This is a genomic window from Kitasatospora sp. NBC_01287, assembly GCF_026340565.1.
Classification (GTDB): domain Bacteria; phylum Actinomycetota; class Actinomycetes; order Streptomycetales; family Streptomycetaceae; genus Kitasatospora.
This window is the reverse complement of sequence record NZ_JAPEPB010000001.1, coordinates 3,275,087-3,289,177: the sequence shown is the minus strand read 5'-3', so window position 1 is coordinate 3,289,177 and position 14,091 is coordinate 3,275,087. Positions and strand designations below refer to the sequence as shown.

Here is a 14,091-nt window from a genome sequence, read left to right as displayed (position 1 = left end):
ATGAGCACGCACGAACCGATCGCGGACCGCGACGGCGCCCCGGCACCTTCAGGTGCCACGGTGCCGTCGCGGTCCGCGGCCGTTTCCGCGCAGGAGGGCCAGGAGGGCCAGGAGGGCCAGGAGGGCTCAGGGGCCGCCGAGCCTGCTGATTCCGCTGAATCGGCTGAGCCCGGGGCGCCTCAGGAGCCGGACGGGCCCGGTTGGAGCCTGGGCTACCTGGCCAAGCTCGGTGCCGTCTGCGTGCTGGCGCTGCTGCTGGTGAACGTCTTCGTCGCACAGCCCTTCGTCGTCCCGTCGGCCTCGATGGAGAACGTGCTGCGCCCCGGCGACCGGCTGGTGGTGAACAAGCTCGCGTACCAGTTCGGCGACACGGTCCGGCGCGGCGACGTGGTGGTCTTCGACGGCACCGACTCGTTCGTCCCGGGCGCTGAGAACCAGGTCGGCCTGGGGACCGAACTGCACGCGTTCGCCGCGATGCTGGGCCTGGCCTCCGACGACACGGTCTTCGTCAAGCGGGTGATCGGCGTCGGGGGTGACCGGGTGACCTACCGGCCCGGCGACCAGGAGCTGACCGTCAACGGGGTGCCGCTGGCGGAGTCGGACTACCGCTACCCCGGTGACGCGCCCTCCACCGTCGGCTTCGACGTCCAGGTGCCGCCGGGCACGCTCTTCGTGCTGGGTGACCACCGCAGCGACTCCAGCGACTCCCGGGACCACCTCGGCGACCCGGGTGGCGGGTTCGTCCCGGTCCGCAAGGTGATCGGGCGGGCCGACTGGGTGGTCTTCCCGGTCGGGCACTGGTCCGCGCTGGACACCCCGGCCGGCTTCGCGGCCATCGCCGCCGCGTCGAAGGGCGGTGCCCATGGGGAGTCGCGGTAGAGCGGCGCCGCCGGCCGAGGAGGCCGTTGAGGAGATCGGTGAGGAGGTCGCCGAGGAGCCCGGCACGCCCCGCGGCCGCGCCCAGCGCCGGCGCACCGCCCGGCGTGCCGCGCGCCGGGGCCGGCGCTCGCTGCTGCGGGAGATACCGGTGATCGCCGTGGTCGCGCTGCTGATCGCGCTGACCTTGAAGACCTTCTTCGTCCAGGTCTTCGTGATCCCCTCCGGATCGATGGAGCAGACGATCCAGATCGGTGACCGGGTGCTGGTCGACAAGCTCACCCCCTGGTTCGGCAGCACGCCGCAGCGCGGCGACATCGTGGTCTTCAAGGATCCGGGCGGCTGGCTGGAGGGCACGTCCGCCCCGAACAGCGGCGGGCCCGTGCTGGGTGCCGTCAAGGACGCCTTCGGCGCCATCGGGCTGCTGCCCTCGTCCAACGAGCAGGATCTGATCAAGCGGGTGATCGGGGTCGGCGGCGACACCGTGGCCTGCTGCGACGACCACGGCCGGATCACCGTCAACGGCAAGCCGATCGAGGAGCCCTACCTCGCTCCCGGCAACCCGCCCTCGCGGATCCCGTTCAAGGTCACGGTGCCCGAGGGGCGGTTGTGGGTGATGGGCGACCACCGCGACCTGTCCGCGGACTCGCGCTACCACATGGCCGGCCCCTTCCAGGGCACCGTGCCGCTCTCGAACGTGATCGGCCGCGCCTTCCTGGTCGGCTGGCCGCTGAACCGCGTGCACGGGCTCTCCCGGCCGACCTACGCGACCCCGGCGGCGCTCGGGTCGCAGAGCTCCGGAGAATCCTCGGGCGTCAGCCCGGATCCCTTGGAACCCTCACTCGTTATGGGGATGTTGGGCATCTCGCCGGCCGTGTTGCGCCGTCGGCGCGGCGCGCTCACCGGCGGTTCGCCGGCTGACCGGCGGCGCTGGCGGGCGGCCCGCCGCTCCGCCGGGGCCGACTGACGGCCCGTCCGGTACCCGGGGCCGCTGTGTGGGATGACCCAGGCGGAGCATCCGGAGTGATAGAGAAGTGCAGACGTCCCCCGGCTCGGCCGCGGGGACGGTTCCGAAGGCTGTGCTGGTGTCAGGCCGTCCGGCGACGGGCAGTCTGACCCGGGTTCACGGTCGGTCACAGGCGTGGTGCCGGCTGTGCGGCACTGGTGAGCGCGGGCGATGGTCGTCCGCACAGCAGGGAGGAGATGTCGTGGGGGATCTGGTGATCGGCGCCCGCGGGGCCGGTGAGCCTGAGGGCTCCGGCGGCCGTACGGCCCAGTCCACCGAATCCGGACAGCCGACGGAGCCCACTGACGGTCAGGGTGGGCACGGCGGTCAGGGCGGTCCGGGTGGTCATGCCGGTCCGGGCGGGCACGGCGGTCCGGGCGGTCACGGCGGCTCAGGAGGTCAGAGCGGTCCGGGCGGTGGCCCCGGTGCGGGCGCGCCCGGTGGTGGCGCGGCCGAGCAGCCCGAAGCCGACCGGCCGCGGGAACCGGACCCGGACAAGGTGCGGGAGAGGCCGTCCGGCGAGCGCAAGCAGCGGTCGTTCTGGAAGGAACTGCCGATCCTGATCGGTATCGCGCTGGTCCTCGCACTGGTCATCAAGACCTTCTTCGTGCAGGCCTTCTCGATCCCCTCCGCGTCGATGGAGAACACCCTGCAGATCGGCGACCGGGTGCTGGTGGACAAGCTGACCCCGTGGTTCGGCGCCAAGCCCGACCGCGGCGACGTGGTGGTCTTCCACGACCCGGGCGGCTGGCTGAGCGACGGCGAGACGGCCCAGCAGAGTTCCAACACCGTGGTCCGCGGTGCGCAGGACGTGCTCAGCTTCATCGGCCTGATGCCGGCGGCCAACGAGAAGGACCTGATCAAGCGGGTGATCGGGGTGGCCGGCGACACCGTCGAATGCCAGGGCAACGGGCCGCTCACGGTCAACGGGGTGGCGCTGAACGAACCGTACGTCTACACGCCCGGCATGACGCCGCCCAACCCGTGCGGCGGCACGCCGTTCGGGCCGGTCAAGGTGCCGCCGAACGCGATCTGGGTGATGGGTGACCACCGCAACGACTCGCTCGACTCGCGGTTCCACCAGGACCAGCCGCCGACCAAGGACGAGCCCGGTGGCGGCTTCGTCTCGGTCAACGACGTGGTCGGGCGGGCCTTCGTGGTCGCCTGGCCGGTGAACCACTGGTCCACCTTGCCGGTGCCCTCCACCTTCGACCAGAAGGGCATCTCGGCCGAGGGCCTGGTGCCGCCGGCCCTCGGAGTGGTCGGGACGCTGCCGGTCGCCTGGTGGCTGCGGCGCAGGCGCCGGGACTGACCGCCCCGGTTTCACCTCTGCTCGGCTCTTGCGCGGGCCGTGGTACCGACGAGTAATCTGCTCGGACGTGCCACGGCCCGCCGCCGTGTCCGGCCCCTCGCACCCCAGGACGGTTCCGATGAGCAGGCTTGCCGAAGACAGCCCCGGTGCCGCCGGCTCCTCGGGCAGTTCCTCGGGCGGCGCCGGCGGCTCGGCGGCCGCCGAGCCGGTGACTCCTGCGGAGCCCGTGACGCCTGCCGCGCCGGTGACGCCTGCCGCGCCGGTGACGCCTGCCGCGCCGGTGACGCCTGCGGCGGCCGGGCGGCGCCCGCGGCTCGGCGCGGTGCTGCAGACGGTGGCCCTGGTGCTGGGCCTCGGGCTGCTGCTGGGCGGCTTCGGGATGATCGCGCTGGACTACCGGCCGTACTCGGTGCCCACCGGTTCGATGTCCCCGACCATCGCCGCGGGGGACACCGTGCTGGCCCGCAAGGTGGACGGTGCCACTGTCGGTCGCGGCGACATCGTGGTCTTCCACGACCCGACCTGGGGCAACGAGACCATGGTCAAGCGGGTGATCGGGGTCGGCGGTGACACGGTGGCCTGCTGCGACGCCCAGCACCGCTTCACCGTCAACGGCACCCCGCTCGACGAGCCCTACACGGCGACCGGAGGTCTGCCGAGCGCGGCCTTCAGCGCCAAGGTCCCGGCCGGACGGCTCTTCCTGCTCGGCGACAACCGCAGCGGATCGCTGGACTCCCGGGTGCACCTGGACGAACTCGCCGGCACGGTGGCGACCTCGCAGGTGCAGGCGCGGGTGGAGGCGATCCTCTTGCCCTTCGGCCAGGCCGGGCTGCGCGGGCGTACGGTGGCGTTCGACGCGCTGGGCACTCCGGCGGCGAGCCGACCGGGGCCGCTGGTGCCGCTCGCCTGGGCAACGGTGGCGGGAGCGGTGATCATCGTGCTCACCTCGCTGACCGGGCCGGCGGCCGCGCTGGCACGGCGGATCCGCCCGGCCGCGCGAGCTTAGGGCCCGCGAGCTTGGGGCCCGCAGCTTGGGGCCGTCGTCCCTCGGGGGCGGCTTCCTGCTCGGCGCGCTCTGGTTCGCGCTGATGACCCAGGTCGGCCCGGATCGAGAGTCAGCTCGGCATCCGGTAGGCACTCGATGGCACAGGAGGTTCGGATGGCGGCAGGTGACGCGGTGCGACGTCGGGCGGCCGCCCGGGTGTTGCTGCTGGACGCCGCGGACCGGGTGCTGCTCTTCCACGGCTTCGACCCCGCCGAGCCCGCGCGCACCTGGTGGTTCACCCCCGGTGGCGGGCTGGAGCCGGGGGAGGACAGCCGTGCGGCCGCGCTGCGCGAGCTGGCCGAGGAGACCGGGCTGGCCGGGGTCGAGCTGGGCCCCGTGGTGGCCGTCGACCTGGCGGAGTTCAGCTACGACGGCGAGTCCTACCAGCAGCGCCAGTCCTTCCACGTCGCCCGCACCAGCGGCACCGGACCGGCGGTCCTGGACAACTCGGGCAGCGCGCCGGACGAGCGCGAGCAACTGAGCGAGGCTCGCTGGTGGACGCTGGACCAGCTCCGCCGGACGGGCGATCAGGTCTATCCGGAGCGCCTGGCCGAGCTGCTGGAGCTGCTGCTGCGGCAAGGGCCGCCCATCGAGCCGGTCCGCCTCTGAGGACGGGCGCCGTGGTCCACAATGGGGAGGGACTCGACGAGCTGAGGGGACGCCTGTATGAGCGCGGAAGATCTCGAGAAGTACGAGACCGAGATGGAGCTCAAGCTCTACCGGGAGTACAAGGACGTCGTCGGCCTGTTCAAGTACGTGATCGAGACCGAGCGCCGGTTCTACCTCACCAATGACTACGAGCTGCAGGTCCACTCGGTGCAGGGGGAGGTGTTCTTCGAGGTCTCGATGGCCGACGCCTGGGTCTGGGACATGTACCGCCCGGCCCGCTTCGTCCGCAAGGTGCGGGTGCTGACCTTCAAGGACGTCAACATCGAGGAGCTCGCGAAGAGCGATCTGGAGCTGCCCTCGGACGAGGCGGGCTTCGGAAGCTGAGCCCGTTCGTCCGATGATCCCTTCGCGGCTGCGGCCGACTGAGGGAACGCCGCTGTCCACAGCCCCGGGGTTCTCCCCAGCCTGACACCACCCCGTGGTCGGCGCGGCCGCACGGCGGCAACCTCTGTGGCGGAGGTGATCGCTGTGCAGAACGCACACACCGCGGAGACCGCAGAGACCGCAGAGACCGCAGAGACCGTACGCAGGGTTCACACCGGGTACTCCGGGTACTCCGGGTACACCGCGCACGCGGCCCTGGGCCGCTACGGCGAGGAGGTGGCCGCCCGCCGCCTCGCCGAAGAGGGCCTGCGGATCCTGGAGCGCAACTGGCGCTGCTCGGAGGGCGAGCTCGACATCGTCCTGCTGGACGACGACACGATCGCTGTCTGCGAGGTCAAGACCCGGTCCGAGCACGGATTCCAGCAGCCCGAGGAGGCGCTCGGCCCGGTCAAGGCAGAGCGGCTGCGCCGCCTTGCCGAGCGCTGGCTGGTCGAGCGCTGGCCGGAGCACTTCGCCCGGCTGGCCCTCGCACCGCCTGACCAGGCGCCCGCGCCGCCCGATCAGGCGCCCGCGCCCCAGGCAGTAGAACCGGCTGCCCGTGCCCGGGCGGGCGCCGAGCCCATCGCCCTGCGGGCGCCAGTGCCGGCGACCGAGGTGCCGCTGCCGCCCGGCGGGGTGCGGATCGACCTGATCGCGGTGGTCAGCCGGACCAGGGGCGCCGCGCGGATCGAGCACCTGCGGGGGGTGGTCTGAGATGGCCTTCGCCCGCACCTGCTCGGTGGCCCTGCTCGGGGTGGACGGCGTGGTGGTCGAGGTGCAGGCCGACCTCGAACCGGGTGTCGCCGCGTTCACCCTGGTCGGCCTGCCCGACAAGGCACTCAGCGAGGCTCGCGACCGGGTCCGCGCCGCCATCTCCAACTCCGGTGAACGTTGGCCCCAGCGCAAGCTCACCGTCGGGCTCAGCCCCGCCTCGGTGCCCAAGAGCGGCAGCGGCTTCGATCTCGCGGTGGCCTGTGCCGTGCTGGCCGCTGCCGAGCGCCTGCCGCCACCCGCCATCGCCGACCTGCTGATCATCGGCGAACTGGGGCTGGACGGGCGGGTCCGGCCGGTGCGTGGTGTGCTCCCCTCGGTGCTGGCCGCCGCGGACGCCGGGTACCGGCAGGTGGTGGTGGCCGAGCAGACCGCCGCCGAAGCGGCGCTGGTCCCCGGGGTATCGGTGCTCGGGGTCCGGAGCTTGCGGCAGCTGATCGCCCTGCTCACCGACGAGCCGGTGCCCGACGAGCCGCCGGACACCGTGGCCGGTGGCCCCGACCCGCTGCTGTCCGGGTTGGTGCTGCCCGGCACGGCCGTCCGGCGCGGGGCGACCAAGGCCGACGCGGAGTACGGGCCCGACCTGGGTGATGTCGCCGGGCAGGAGGAGGCCCGCAGGGCGCTGGAGATCGCTGCCGCCGGTGCCCACCACCTCTATCTGAAGGGCCCGCCCGGCGCCGGCAAGACGATGCTCGCCGAGCGGTTGCCCGGTCTGCTGCCGCCGCTGACCAGGGCGGAGGCGTTGGAGGTGACCGCTGTCCACTCGGTGGCGGGCCTGCTCCCGCCGGGCCGTCCGCTGATCGACCTGCCGCCCTACTGCGCTCCGCACCACTCAACGACCATGCCCGCGATCGTCGGCGGCGGCAGCGGTCTGCCCCGCCCCGGCGCGGTCTCCCTCTCCCATCGCGGCGTCCTCTTCCTGGACGAGGCGCCCGAGTTCCCGGTCCGGGTGCTCGACGCGTTGCGTCAGCCGCTGGAGTCCGGCGAGGTGGTGATCGCGCGCTCGGCCGGGTCGCTGCGGCTGCCGGCCAACTTCCTGCTCTGCCTGGCGGCCAACCCCTGCCCCTGCGGGCGCCACTCGCGCCGGGGCGAGGGCTGCGACTGCACGCCGACCATGGTGAGCCGGTATCAGGCGCGGCTCTCCGGGCCGCTGCTGGACCGGGTCGATCTGCGGGTCCAGGTCGATCCGGTGACCCGGACCGAACTGCTCGGGCGCGACCGCTCCGCCGAGCGGACCCAGGTGGTGGCCGATCGGGTCCGGGCCGCCAGGGACCGGGCCGCGGGCCGCCTGGCCGGGACCCCGTGGCGCACCAACGCCCAAGTGCCGGGGCGCGAGCTGTACCCGGTGGCGGCCGGTGGAGGGTTCGCTGACGGAGGCCGAGCGGGAGATGGAGCGCGGGCTGCTCACGGCGCGCGGGCTGGACCGCGTGCTACGAGTCGCCTGGACGGTGGCGGACCTGGCGGGCCGGGAGGCCCCCGGGGCGGGCGAGCTGCGTACCGCGCTCGCCCTGCGGCGAGGGTTCCCGGGCGGCGTCCGCTCGCTCGGCGGCGGGTCAGGAGGGCGGCCATGACGTGGTCGGACGGTGTGCAGAACGAGTTGGACCTCGGCGTGGCTGCTTCGCCGGGGAGTGCGTCCGGGGCCGTGGCCGCACCGGTCGCACCCGAGGCGGAAAGGTCGGCCCGGATGACGCTGACCCGAATGGTCGAGCCAGGCAGCGCGGTGGTGGGCCGCTGGTTGGGCTCGCGCTCGGCGGTCGCACTGCTCGACGTGCTGCGCGGCGGCGGCACGCACCGGGAGTTGCGGCTCGACCGGCAGCGTCTGGCCCTGCTGCGCCAGCGCTTGGCGCTCACCGATGCCGCCGCCGACCTCGAACGCCTGCGGGCCCTCGGCGGCCGGTTCCTGGTGCCCGGTGACGCGGAGTGGCCCAGTCAGCTCGCCGACCTCGGCGAGGCCGCGCCGATCGGCCTCTGGGTGCTGGGCACCGGATCACTGCGCCTGCTCGCACTGCGCTCGGTCGCGGTGGTCGGCGCTCGCGCCTGCACCGACTACGGCGCGCACATCGCGACCGAGCTGGCCGCCGCGCTGGCCGAACGCGGCTGGGTGGTCTGCTCCGGCGCGGCCTACGGGGTGGACGCGGCCGCCCACCGGGGCGCGCTGGCGGTGGGCGGCATGACGGTGGCCGTGCTCGCCTGCGGCGTGGATGTGCGCTACCCGCGCGGCAACAGCGAACTGATCAGCCGGATCAGCGAGCAGGGCCAACTGATCAGCGAGCTCCCGCCCGGCGAGCACCCGAACCGCTTCCGCTTCGTCCTGCGCAACCGGGTGCTCGCCGCCCTGACCCGCGGCACGGTCGTGGTCGAGGCGGCGTCGCGCAGCGGGGCGCTCAGCACGGCCCGGCGGGCCCAGGAGCTCAACCGGCACACCATGGGCGTCTGCGGCCCGGTCACCTCCGAGCTCTCGGCCGGGGTGCACGCCCTGATCCGCGGCGGTGGCGCGACCCTGGTCACCGACGCAACCGAAGTGATCGAGCAGATCGGCGCGATCGGGGCCGACCTGACGCCGCCGGCCCGCTCTCGGCCGAGGCCGCGCGACCTGCTGCACCACAGTGCCGCCCTGGTGCTGGAGGCAATTCCGGCAGGTCAGCGCGGAGCGCCGGTCGGGGAGCTCGCGTTGCGCACCGCGATCCCCACCGACCAGGTCCTCAAGGAGCTCTACGAGCTGTGTTCGCTGGGGTTCGTCCAGCGGGTGGGATCGCACTGGAGAGTGATCCATTGACCGCTGACGAACCGTACGGCCGGGGTGCTCGTTGGTGTGGTCACGGGTTCCCGGCCTCGCGGCGGTGCCGAGCCGATCCCCGAGCCGATCCCCGAGCCGATCCCCGAGCCTGATCCCCGAGCCTGATCCCCGAGCCTGATCCCCGAGCCTGATCCCCGAGTCCGATCCTCGTGGTGTTCCCGCTAACGATCCTCGTGCCGATTCCTGAGTCGATTCCTGAGCCGATGCCCCGCGTTGATCACTGAAACGGGCCCGAGTCGTTCCCGCGACGGAGTGAACGCCACCGGAACGGGGGACGGCCAGGTGGTGGTAGCGCATTGCATCGACTCGATCACGCTACGCTCGCCAATGGCTTCCCTATCAGCACATGCCTATCAGCACATGACTCGGCAGAACGGCGCAGACCCACGTATGCCCACACACATTCCCGGACACAGGGTGACCAGTGCCGGCCTGCCCTCGGGGGGCCCCAGCACCGACTCGCGTCCCAGCCCCATGGCCCAGCCTGCGAAGCCCGTCCTGCCGACACCCAGCATGACGAGTCCCCTGGACGCGACCGAGCCTGCGGGCGCGACGACTGCGCCGAGCCTGGCACCCCCACCGAACGCGGCGCCACCTCCGGGCCCGACGGCCGCACGGGAGGCGCTCGCTACCGCTACCGCTGCTACCGCCGCTGTGCCTGAGGCGGCGGCGACCGCGATGGTGACCAGTGCGGAGCCTGCCGGCCCGGCACGTACCGCTGACCTGTCGCCGCTGGCAGTGCCGTCGCAGTCGCCGTCATCGCCGGCGGGCCGTCCTTCGGCGCAGCCCGCCCAGGGGCGGTCGTGGGCCCGTCTGCGCTCGTACGCGCGCGGTCAGGGTGTGGGCGCGGGGCGGGCACCCGCGGCCGCGGTGGCGCTGATCACGCCGACAGCGCAGGCAGTGGTGCCGTCACCCTCACGTGGCTCCGCCCGCCGCTCCGAGGCAGGCGACAGCACCGCCACGGCCAGGGCTGACGCGGCGCGGAGCAGCGGCGCACCTGGCCCCGAGGCAGCCGGCCCGGCCAGCGGGTCGGGCGGCCCATCAGGGGCGACCGCGCCCATCGGCCAGGCGCAGCCGCAGCCGCAGCCGCGGTCGCAGCCGTCTTCGCGGACGCACGGGCCGGGCCGGCTCGGACGCCAAGCCGGCCCGCCCGCGAACCCGCAAACCGCACCGACCGCACCGACCTCTCCTCCCGGCCCCGGCGCGCGACTCGGCCGGCAGGCCGCCGCACCACCCGCCGGTCCGCCCATCGGCGCGCAGGCCGCCGGCGCGCAACCCGCCGGCGCGCAGGCCGTGCGCTCCGGTGCTCCGGCTGCCGCCGGCACGCGCGCTGCTCCTGAGGTTCCGGGGGCACCCGCGGCGCCCGCGGTTCCCGGATCCACGCCCGCCGTTCCCGCCGCCGTGCCCGCTCCTGCTGGTGGCTCGGCGCAGCCCAGTGCGCTTGAGGTGCTTTGGCGGTCATACAAGTGCAGTGGCGATCCAAACCTGCGCGAGCAGTTGATCCTTCACTACTCACCGTTGGTCAAATACGTGGCCGGCCGCGTCGGGGTCGGCTTGCCGCCCAACGTCGAGCAGGCGGATTTCGTCTCGTCCGGGATCTTCGGCCTGATCGACGCGATCGAAAAGTTCGACCTCGACCGGGCAATCAAGTTCGAGACCTACGCGATCAGCCGGATCCGCGGTGCGATCATCGACGAACTGCGCGCGCTGGATTGGATTCCCCGCTCGGTCCGGCAGAAGGCCAAGGCGGTTGAACGGACGTATGCCGCCCTGGAGGCCCGGCTGCGCCGCACCCCGCACGAGCCCGAGGTGGCCGCGGAGATGGGGATCGCGATCGAGGACCTGCACACGATCTTCAGTCAGCTCTCGCTCGCCAATGTGGTGGCGCTCGACGAGTTGCTCCACCCGGCCGGCGAAGGCGGTGAGCGGCTGAGTCTGATGGACACCCTGGAGGACATCGGCGCTGACGACCCGGTCGAGGTCGCCGAGGACCGTGAGCTGCGCAAGCTGCTGGCAGGCGCCATCAACACCTTGCCCGAGCGGGAGAAGACCGTGGTGACCCTCTACTACTACGAGGGCCTGACGCTGGCCGAGATCGGCCAGGTCCTCGGGGTGACCGAGAGCCGGGTCAGTCAGATCCACACCAAGTCCGTGCTGCAGCTGCGGGCGAAGCTCACCGATCTCCGCTGACCAGGTCGCCGCCGGCAGCCCACCCGAGTCCGCGCCCTCTCTGCCTGCACCCCTCTGCCTGCACCCCTCTGCCTCCATCACCTTGACCGCATCACTTTGCCCGCGAGGCATTGCCCGTACTGGCCGGCCCTCACCGGCGGGCCCTCCCGACCAGCCCGCCCGATCAGCCCGCCCGGTGAGCCCGGATCGGCCGGCTCGCACCGGCCGTTCCGAGGGTGCGCCGCCGTCCCGGTGCTCCAACGGGCTCCGTACAGTGGGACGGTGCCGAAGATCCGAGCCGCCACCCTGGCCGAGCATCGTCAGCTGCAGCGCGCAGCCCTCCTGGACGCGGCCCGTGCGCTGCTCGCGGAGGGCGGTATGGAGGCGCTCACCTTCCCCTCTCTGGCCACCCGCACCGGGCTGGCCCGTTCGTCGGTCTACGAGTACTTCAAGTCCAGAGCCGCCGTGGTGGAGCAGCTCTGCGAAGTCGACTTCCCGCTCTGGGCGGCGGAGATCGAGGCCGGGATGGCCGCTTGCGACGACGCGGTCGGCCGGCTGGAGGCCTACGTTCGCGGCCAGCTCGCGCTGGCCGGCGACCCGCGGCACCGGGCCATCGTCGCGCTCTCCGCGGTGGAACTGGACGAGGCCGCCCGGCGTCGGATCCGCTCGGCGCACGCGGAACTGGTCGGCCTGGTGGTGACCGCCCTGGGTGACCTGGGCCACCCGGAGCCGCGCGTGGCGGCGACGCTGCTGCAGGGCGTGGTCGAGTCGGCGGTCAGATGCTCGGAAGGCCGCTCGGCCGACGAGCGCGCCCGGATCGCCGACACGGCTGTCGCGCTCGCCCTGCGCGGGTTGGCCGCCACCGGCCAGGCGCGTGACCGCGCGCGGGGCTGTGACTGAGCCGGCAGCGCCGCCGCGAGTGATCGCAGCGGCAGCAGCCTGGCTTGCCCGGCACCGAAGAGGGCGAGCGGATCCAGGTAGCGGTCGCCGCGCAGCAGCCCCCAGTGCAGGCACGTCGCTGGACAGTGCCCACCGCTGGGGGCCAGTCGCCCGATGACCGCCCCGGCCGCCACCTGGCTGCCGACCGGCAGACCCTTCGCCACGGGCAGGTAGGTGGTACGCAGCGGCGGGCTGCCGGTGCCGGGATGCAGCACCGTCACCACCGGACGCCCGGCGACCTCACCGGCGAAGGCGACGACACCGGGTGCGACGGCCCGCACCGCCTCGCCCTCCGCGGCGGCGAGATCGACTCCGCGGTGGCCGGCGGCCCACGGCGCCGGCGGTGCCGCGAACCGCCGCAGCAGGCCACTGGGCCCGCCGACCGGCCACGCCCGCCCGCCCCCAGGGCCGCCCCCGCCCCCGAGCAGCAGGTCGGCGCTCGCCCCCACCCCACCCCCGGGCTGCGAGCCCGCACCCGCACCCAGGCCCGCACCCAGGCCGACGCCGCCACCCGCGCCGCCGTCGCCGCTCGCCGGATCGGCCCGCGCGGTCGAGGGCCCGAGCAGCACGCAGAGAGCCGCGAGGAGCAGCTCGCAGAGCAGGGCGAGCAGGACGAAGGCGGTGCCGGAACGGGGCCGGGGCGAAGGTCTCATGCCCGTGAGGATCCGCCCGATCACCCCGGCACGGGGACGCCGTCCCGCCACCTGTGGACAACCCCGCCCCGGTGGACAACGTCCGTCACCCACACCGCCGAAGCTGCCGTGTGATCACCTGATGAACGGGCGGTCGCACCCTGACCGCCCCATCCGCGCAGAGTCGCCGGTCACGCGGCGCTTCCCGTACACTTCACACGCGACCCGGTCCACCGGGTCGACTTCGCACGCCCTGCCACCGGCGATCGCGCGCGTGGACCACAGCCTTCACAAGCCCGGTTCGCCGCCTCTCCGGTGCGAGTGCCGCTCGGTCCCCCGAGCCTGTCGCGGCCCAGCCGCTCCCAGGCCCGGACGGCTCGGCACGTCAGGGCGTCAGGCGTGGCGGTCATCCCGACCGGCACGGACAACCGAGCAGACCCGGTCGCCGCCGAGTGCCGCAAGGCAGCAACGAGCGCCGGGCGCAACACCTGAGGAGCGCGGCCATGGCCGTCGTCACGATGCGGGAGCTGCTGGAGAGCGGCGTCCACTTCGGTCACCAGACCCGTCGTTGGAACCCGAAGATGAAGCGCTTCATCTTCACGGAGCGCAACGGCATCTACATCATCGACCTGCTGCAGTCGCTGAACTACATCGACCGCGCGTTCGAGTTCGTCAAGGAGACCGTTGCCCACGGCGGCAGCGTCCTCTTCGTCGGCACCAAGAAGCAGGCGCAGGAGGCCATCGCGGAGCAGGCCACCCGCGTGGGCATGCCCTACGTGAACCAGCGCTGGCTCGGCGGCATGCTGACCAACTTCCAGACCGTCTACAAGCGCCTTCAGCGGATGAAGGAGCTCAGCGAGATCGACTTCACGGACGTGGCCGGCTCCGGCCTCACCAAGAAGGAGCTCCTGGTCCTCGAGCGCGAGCACACCAAGCTCGAGAAGACCCTCGGTGGTATCCGTGACATGCAGCGCGTGCCCAGCGCCGTCTGGATCGTGGACACCAAGAAGGAGCACATCGCGGTCGGCGAGGCCCGGAAGCTCAACATCCCGGTCGTCGCGATCCTCGACACCAACTGCGACCCCGACGAGGTCGACTACAAGATCCCGGGCAACGACGACGCGATCCGCTCCGTCACCCTGCTGACCCGCGTGATCGCCGACGCCGTCGCCGAGGGCCTCAAGTCCCGCGCCGGTGTCGCCAAGGGCGACGTCAAGGCCGAGCCGGGCGCCGACCAGCCGCTGGCCGACTGGGAGCAGGACCTCCTGGCGACCGGTGACAAGAAGGCCGACGAGGCCGAGGCCGCCACCGACGAGGCCCCCGCCGCCGAGGCCGAGGCCGCTGTCGAGGCCCCCGCCGCCGAGGCCGAGGCCGCCACCGAGGCTCCGGCCGAGGAGGCCCCGGCTGACGAGGCCCCCGCCGCCGAGGCCGAGCAGGCCTGACGCACCGAAGGGTGAGGGGTACTCGTCGGCGGACACCGGCGAGTGCCCCTCTCTCCACGTGCCGGGGCTG

At 73.2% G+C, this 14,091-nt stretch carries 11 protein-coding genes and 3 pseudogenes; 13 read left to right on the top strand and 1 reads right to left on the bottom strand.

Annotation, left to right across the window (positions count from 1 at the left end; genetic code table 11):
- The 11 genes and pseudogenes from lepB (OG455_RS13685) (at position 1) to OG455_RS13635 (ending at position 11,908) form a co-directional block, all read left to right on the top strand.
- Positions 1–879: a signal peptidase I gene (gene lepB, locus OG455_RS13685; protein ID WP_266293469.1), complete on the top strand. Its 879-nt coding sequence runs from the start codon at positions 1–3 to the stop codon at positions 877–879.
- Positions 863–1,843 (top strand): signal peptidase I, encoded by a 981-nt coding sequence (lepB, locus tag OG455_RS13680; protein WP_266293467.1) that lies wholly within the window; start codon positions 863–865, stop codon positions 1,841–1,843. Before lepB (OG455_RS13685) ends, lepB (OG455_RS13680) begins: the two co-directional genes overlap by 17 nt.
- Positions 1,844–2,084: 241 nt before the next feature.
- The gene (gene lepB, locus OG455_RS13675) at positions 2,085–3,194 is read left to right on the top strand and encodes a signal peptidase I (RefSeq protein ID WP_266293465.1); all 1,110 of its coding nucleotides are present in this window, start codon (positions 2,085–2,087) and stop codon (positions 3,192–3,194) included.
- A gap of 118 nt (positions 3,195–3,312) precedes the next feature.
- On the top strand, positions 3,313–4,200 hold the full coding sequence (gene lepB / locus OG455_RS13670; protein ID WP_266293463.1) for a signal peptidase I: 888 nt from the start codon (positions 3,313–3,315) through the stop codon (positions 4,198–4,200).
- 153 nt (positions 4,201–4,353) lie between these two features.
- The gene (locus OG455_RS13665) at positions 4,354–4,848 is read left to right on the top strand and encodes an NUDIX hydrolase (RefSeq protein WP_266293461.1); all 495 of its coding nucleotides are present in this window, start codon (positions 4,354–4,356) and stop codon (positions 4,846–4,848) included.
- 57 nt (positions 4,849–4,905) lie between these two features.
- Positions 4,906–5,232 carry a DUF2469 domain-containing protein gene (locus OG455_RS13660; protein ID WP_110669769.1) on the top strand — a complete coding sequence of 109 codons (327 nt, stop codon included), beginning with the start codon at positions 4,906–4,908 and terminating at the stop codon, positions 5,230–5,232.
- Between the two features lie 255 nt (positions 5,233–5,487).
- Positions 5,488–5,721 (top strand): annotated as a pseudogene (locus OG455_RS42075) (YraN family protein); the annotation flags it as partial.
- 265 nt (positions 5,722–5,986) lie between these two features.
- Positions 5,987–7,613, top strand: a pseudogene (locus tag OG455_RS13650) (YifB family Mg chelatase-like AAA ATPase).
- Positions 7,610–8,818, top strand: coding sequence for a DNA-processing protein DprA (gene dprA / locus OG455_RS13645; protein WP_323185500.1), 1,209 nt, complete (start codon positions 7,610–7,612; stop codon positions 8,816–8,818). The pseudogene OG455_RS13650 and the gene dprA overlap by 4 nt, the downstream one beginning before the upstream one ends.
- A 1,422-nt stretch (positions 8,819–10,240) precedes the next feature.
- Entirely contained in the window at positions 10,241–11,029 is a 789-nt protein-coding gene (gene whiG / locus OG455_RS13640; protein ID WP_266293457.1) for an RNA polymerase sigma factor WhiG, read from the top strand.
- A 285-nt stretch (positions 11,030–11,314) separates the two neighbouring features.
- On the top strand, positions 11,315–11,908 hold the full coding sequence (locus OG455_RS13635) for a TetR/AcrR family transcriptional regulator (protein WP_266300766.1): 594 nt from the start codon (positions 11,315–11,317) through the stop codon (positions 11,906–11,908).
- A gap of 128 nt (positions 11,909–12,036) precedes the next feature.
- Here the strand turns inward: OG455_RS13635 and OG455_RS13630 are convergent.
- A pseudogene (locus OG455_RS13630) lies at positions 12,037–12,228 on the bottom strand (M23 family peptidase); the annotation flags it as partial.
- On the opposite strand from OG455_RS13630, the gene OG455_RS13625 reads away from it, so the two are divergent.
- Positions 12,154–12,714, top strand: coding sequence for a hypothetical protein (locus OG455_RS13625; protein ID WP_266301096.1), 561 nt, complete (start codon positions 12,154–12,156; stop codon positions 12,712–12,714). The pseudogene OG455_RS13630 and the gene OG455_RS13625 overlap by 75 nt on opposite strands.
- Positions 12,715–13,082: 368 nt before the next feature.
- Positions 13,083–14,021, top strand: coding sequence for a 30S ribosomal protein S2 (gene rpsB, locus OG455_RS13620; protein ID WP_266293455.1), 939 nt, complete (start codon positions 13,083–13,085; stop codon positions 14,019–14,021).
- Positions 14,022–14,091 lie beyond the last annotated feature (70 nt).

What these genes read in the sequence shown, in the direction of transcription:
- OG455_RS13660 (WP_110669769.1), top strand. Translation starts at nt 4,906, where the DNA reads ATGAGCGCGGAAGATCTCGAGAAGTACGAGACCGAGATGGAGCTCAAG.
- OG455_RS13625 (WP_266301096.1), top strand. Translation starts at nt 12,154, where the DNA reads ATGCAGCACCGTCACCACCGGACGCCCGGCGACCTCACCGGCGAAGGC.
- lepB (WP_266293463.1), top strand. Translation starts at nt 3,313, where the DNA reads ATGAGCAGGCTTGCCGAAGACAGCCCCGGTGCCGCCGGCTCCTCGGGC.
- OG455_RS13665 (WP_266293461.1), top strand. Translation starts at nt 4,354, where the DNA reads ATGGCGGCAGGTGACGCGGTGCGACGTCGGGCGGCCGCCCGGGTGTTG.
- rpsB (WP_266293455.1), top strand. Translation starts at nt 13,083, where the DNA reads ATGGCCGTCGTCACGATGCGGGAGCTGCTGGAGAGCGGCGTCCACTTC.
- lepB (WP_266293467.1), top strand. Translation starts at nt 863, where the DNA reads ATGGGGAGTCGCGGTAGAGCGGCGCCGCCGGCCGAGGAGGCCGTTGAG.
- lepB (WP_266293469.1), top strand. Translation starts at nt 1, where the DNA reads ATGAGCACGCACGAACCGATCGCGGACCGCGACGGCGCCCCGGCACCT.
- dprA (WP_323185500.1), top strand. Translation starts at nt 7,610, where the DNA reads ATGACGTGGTCGGACGGTGTGCAGAACGAGTTGGACCTCGGCGTGGCT.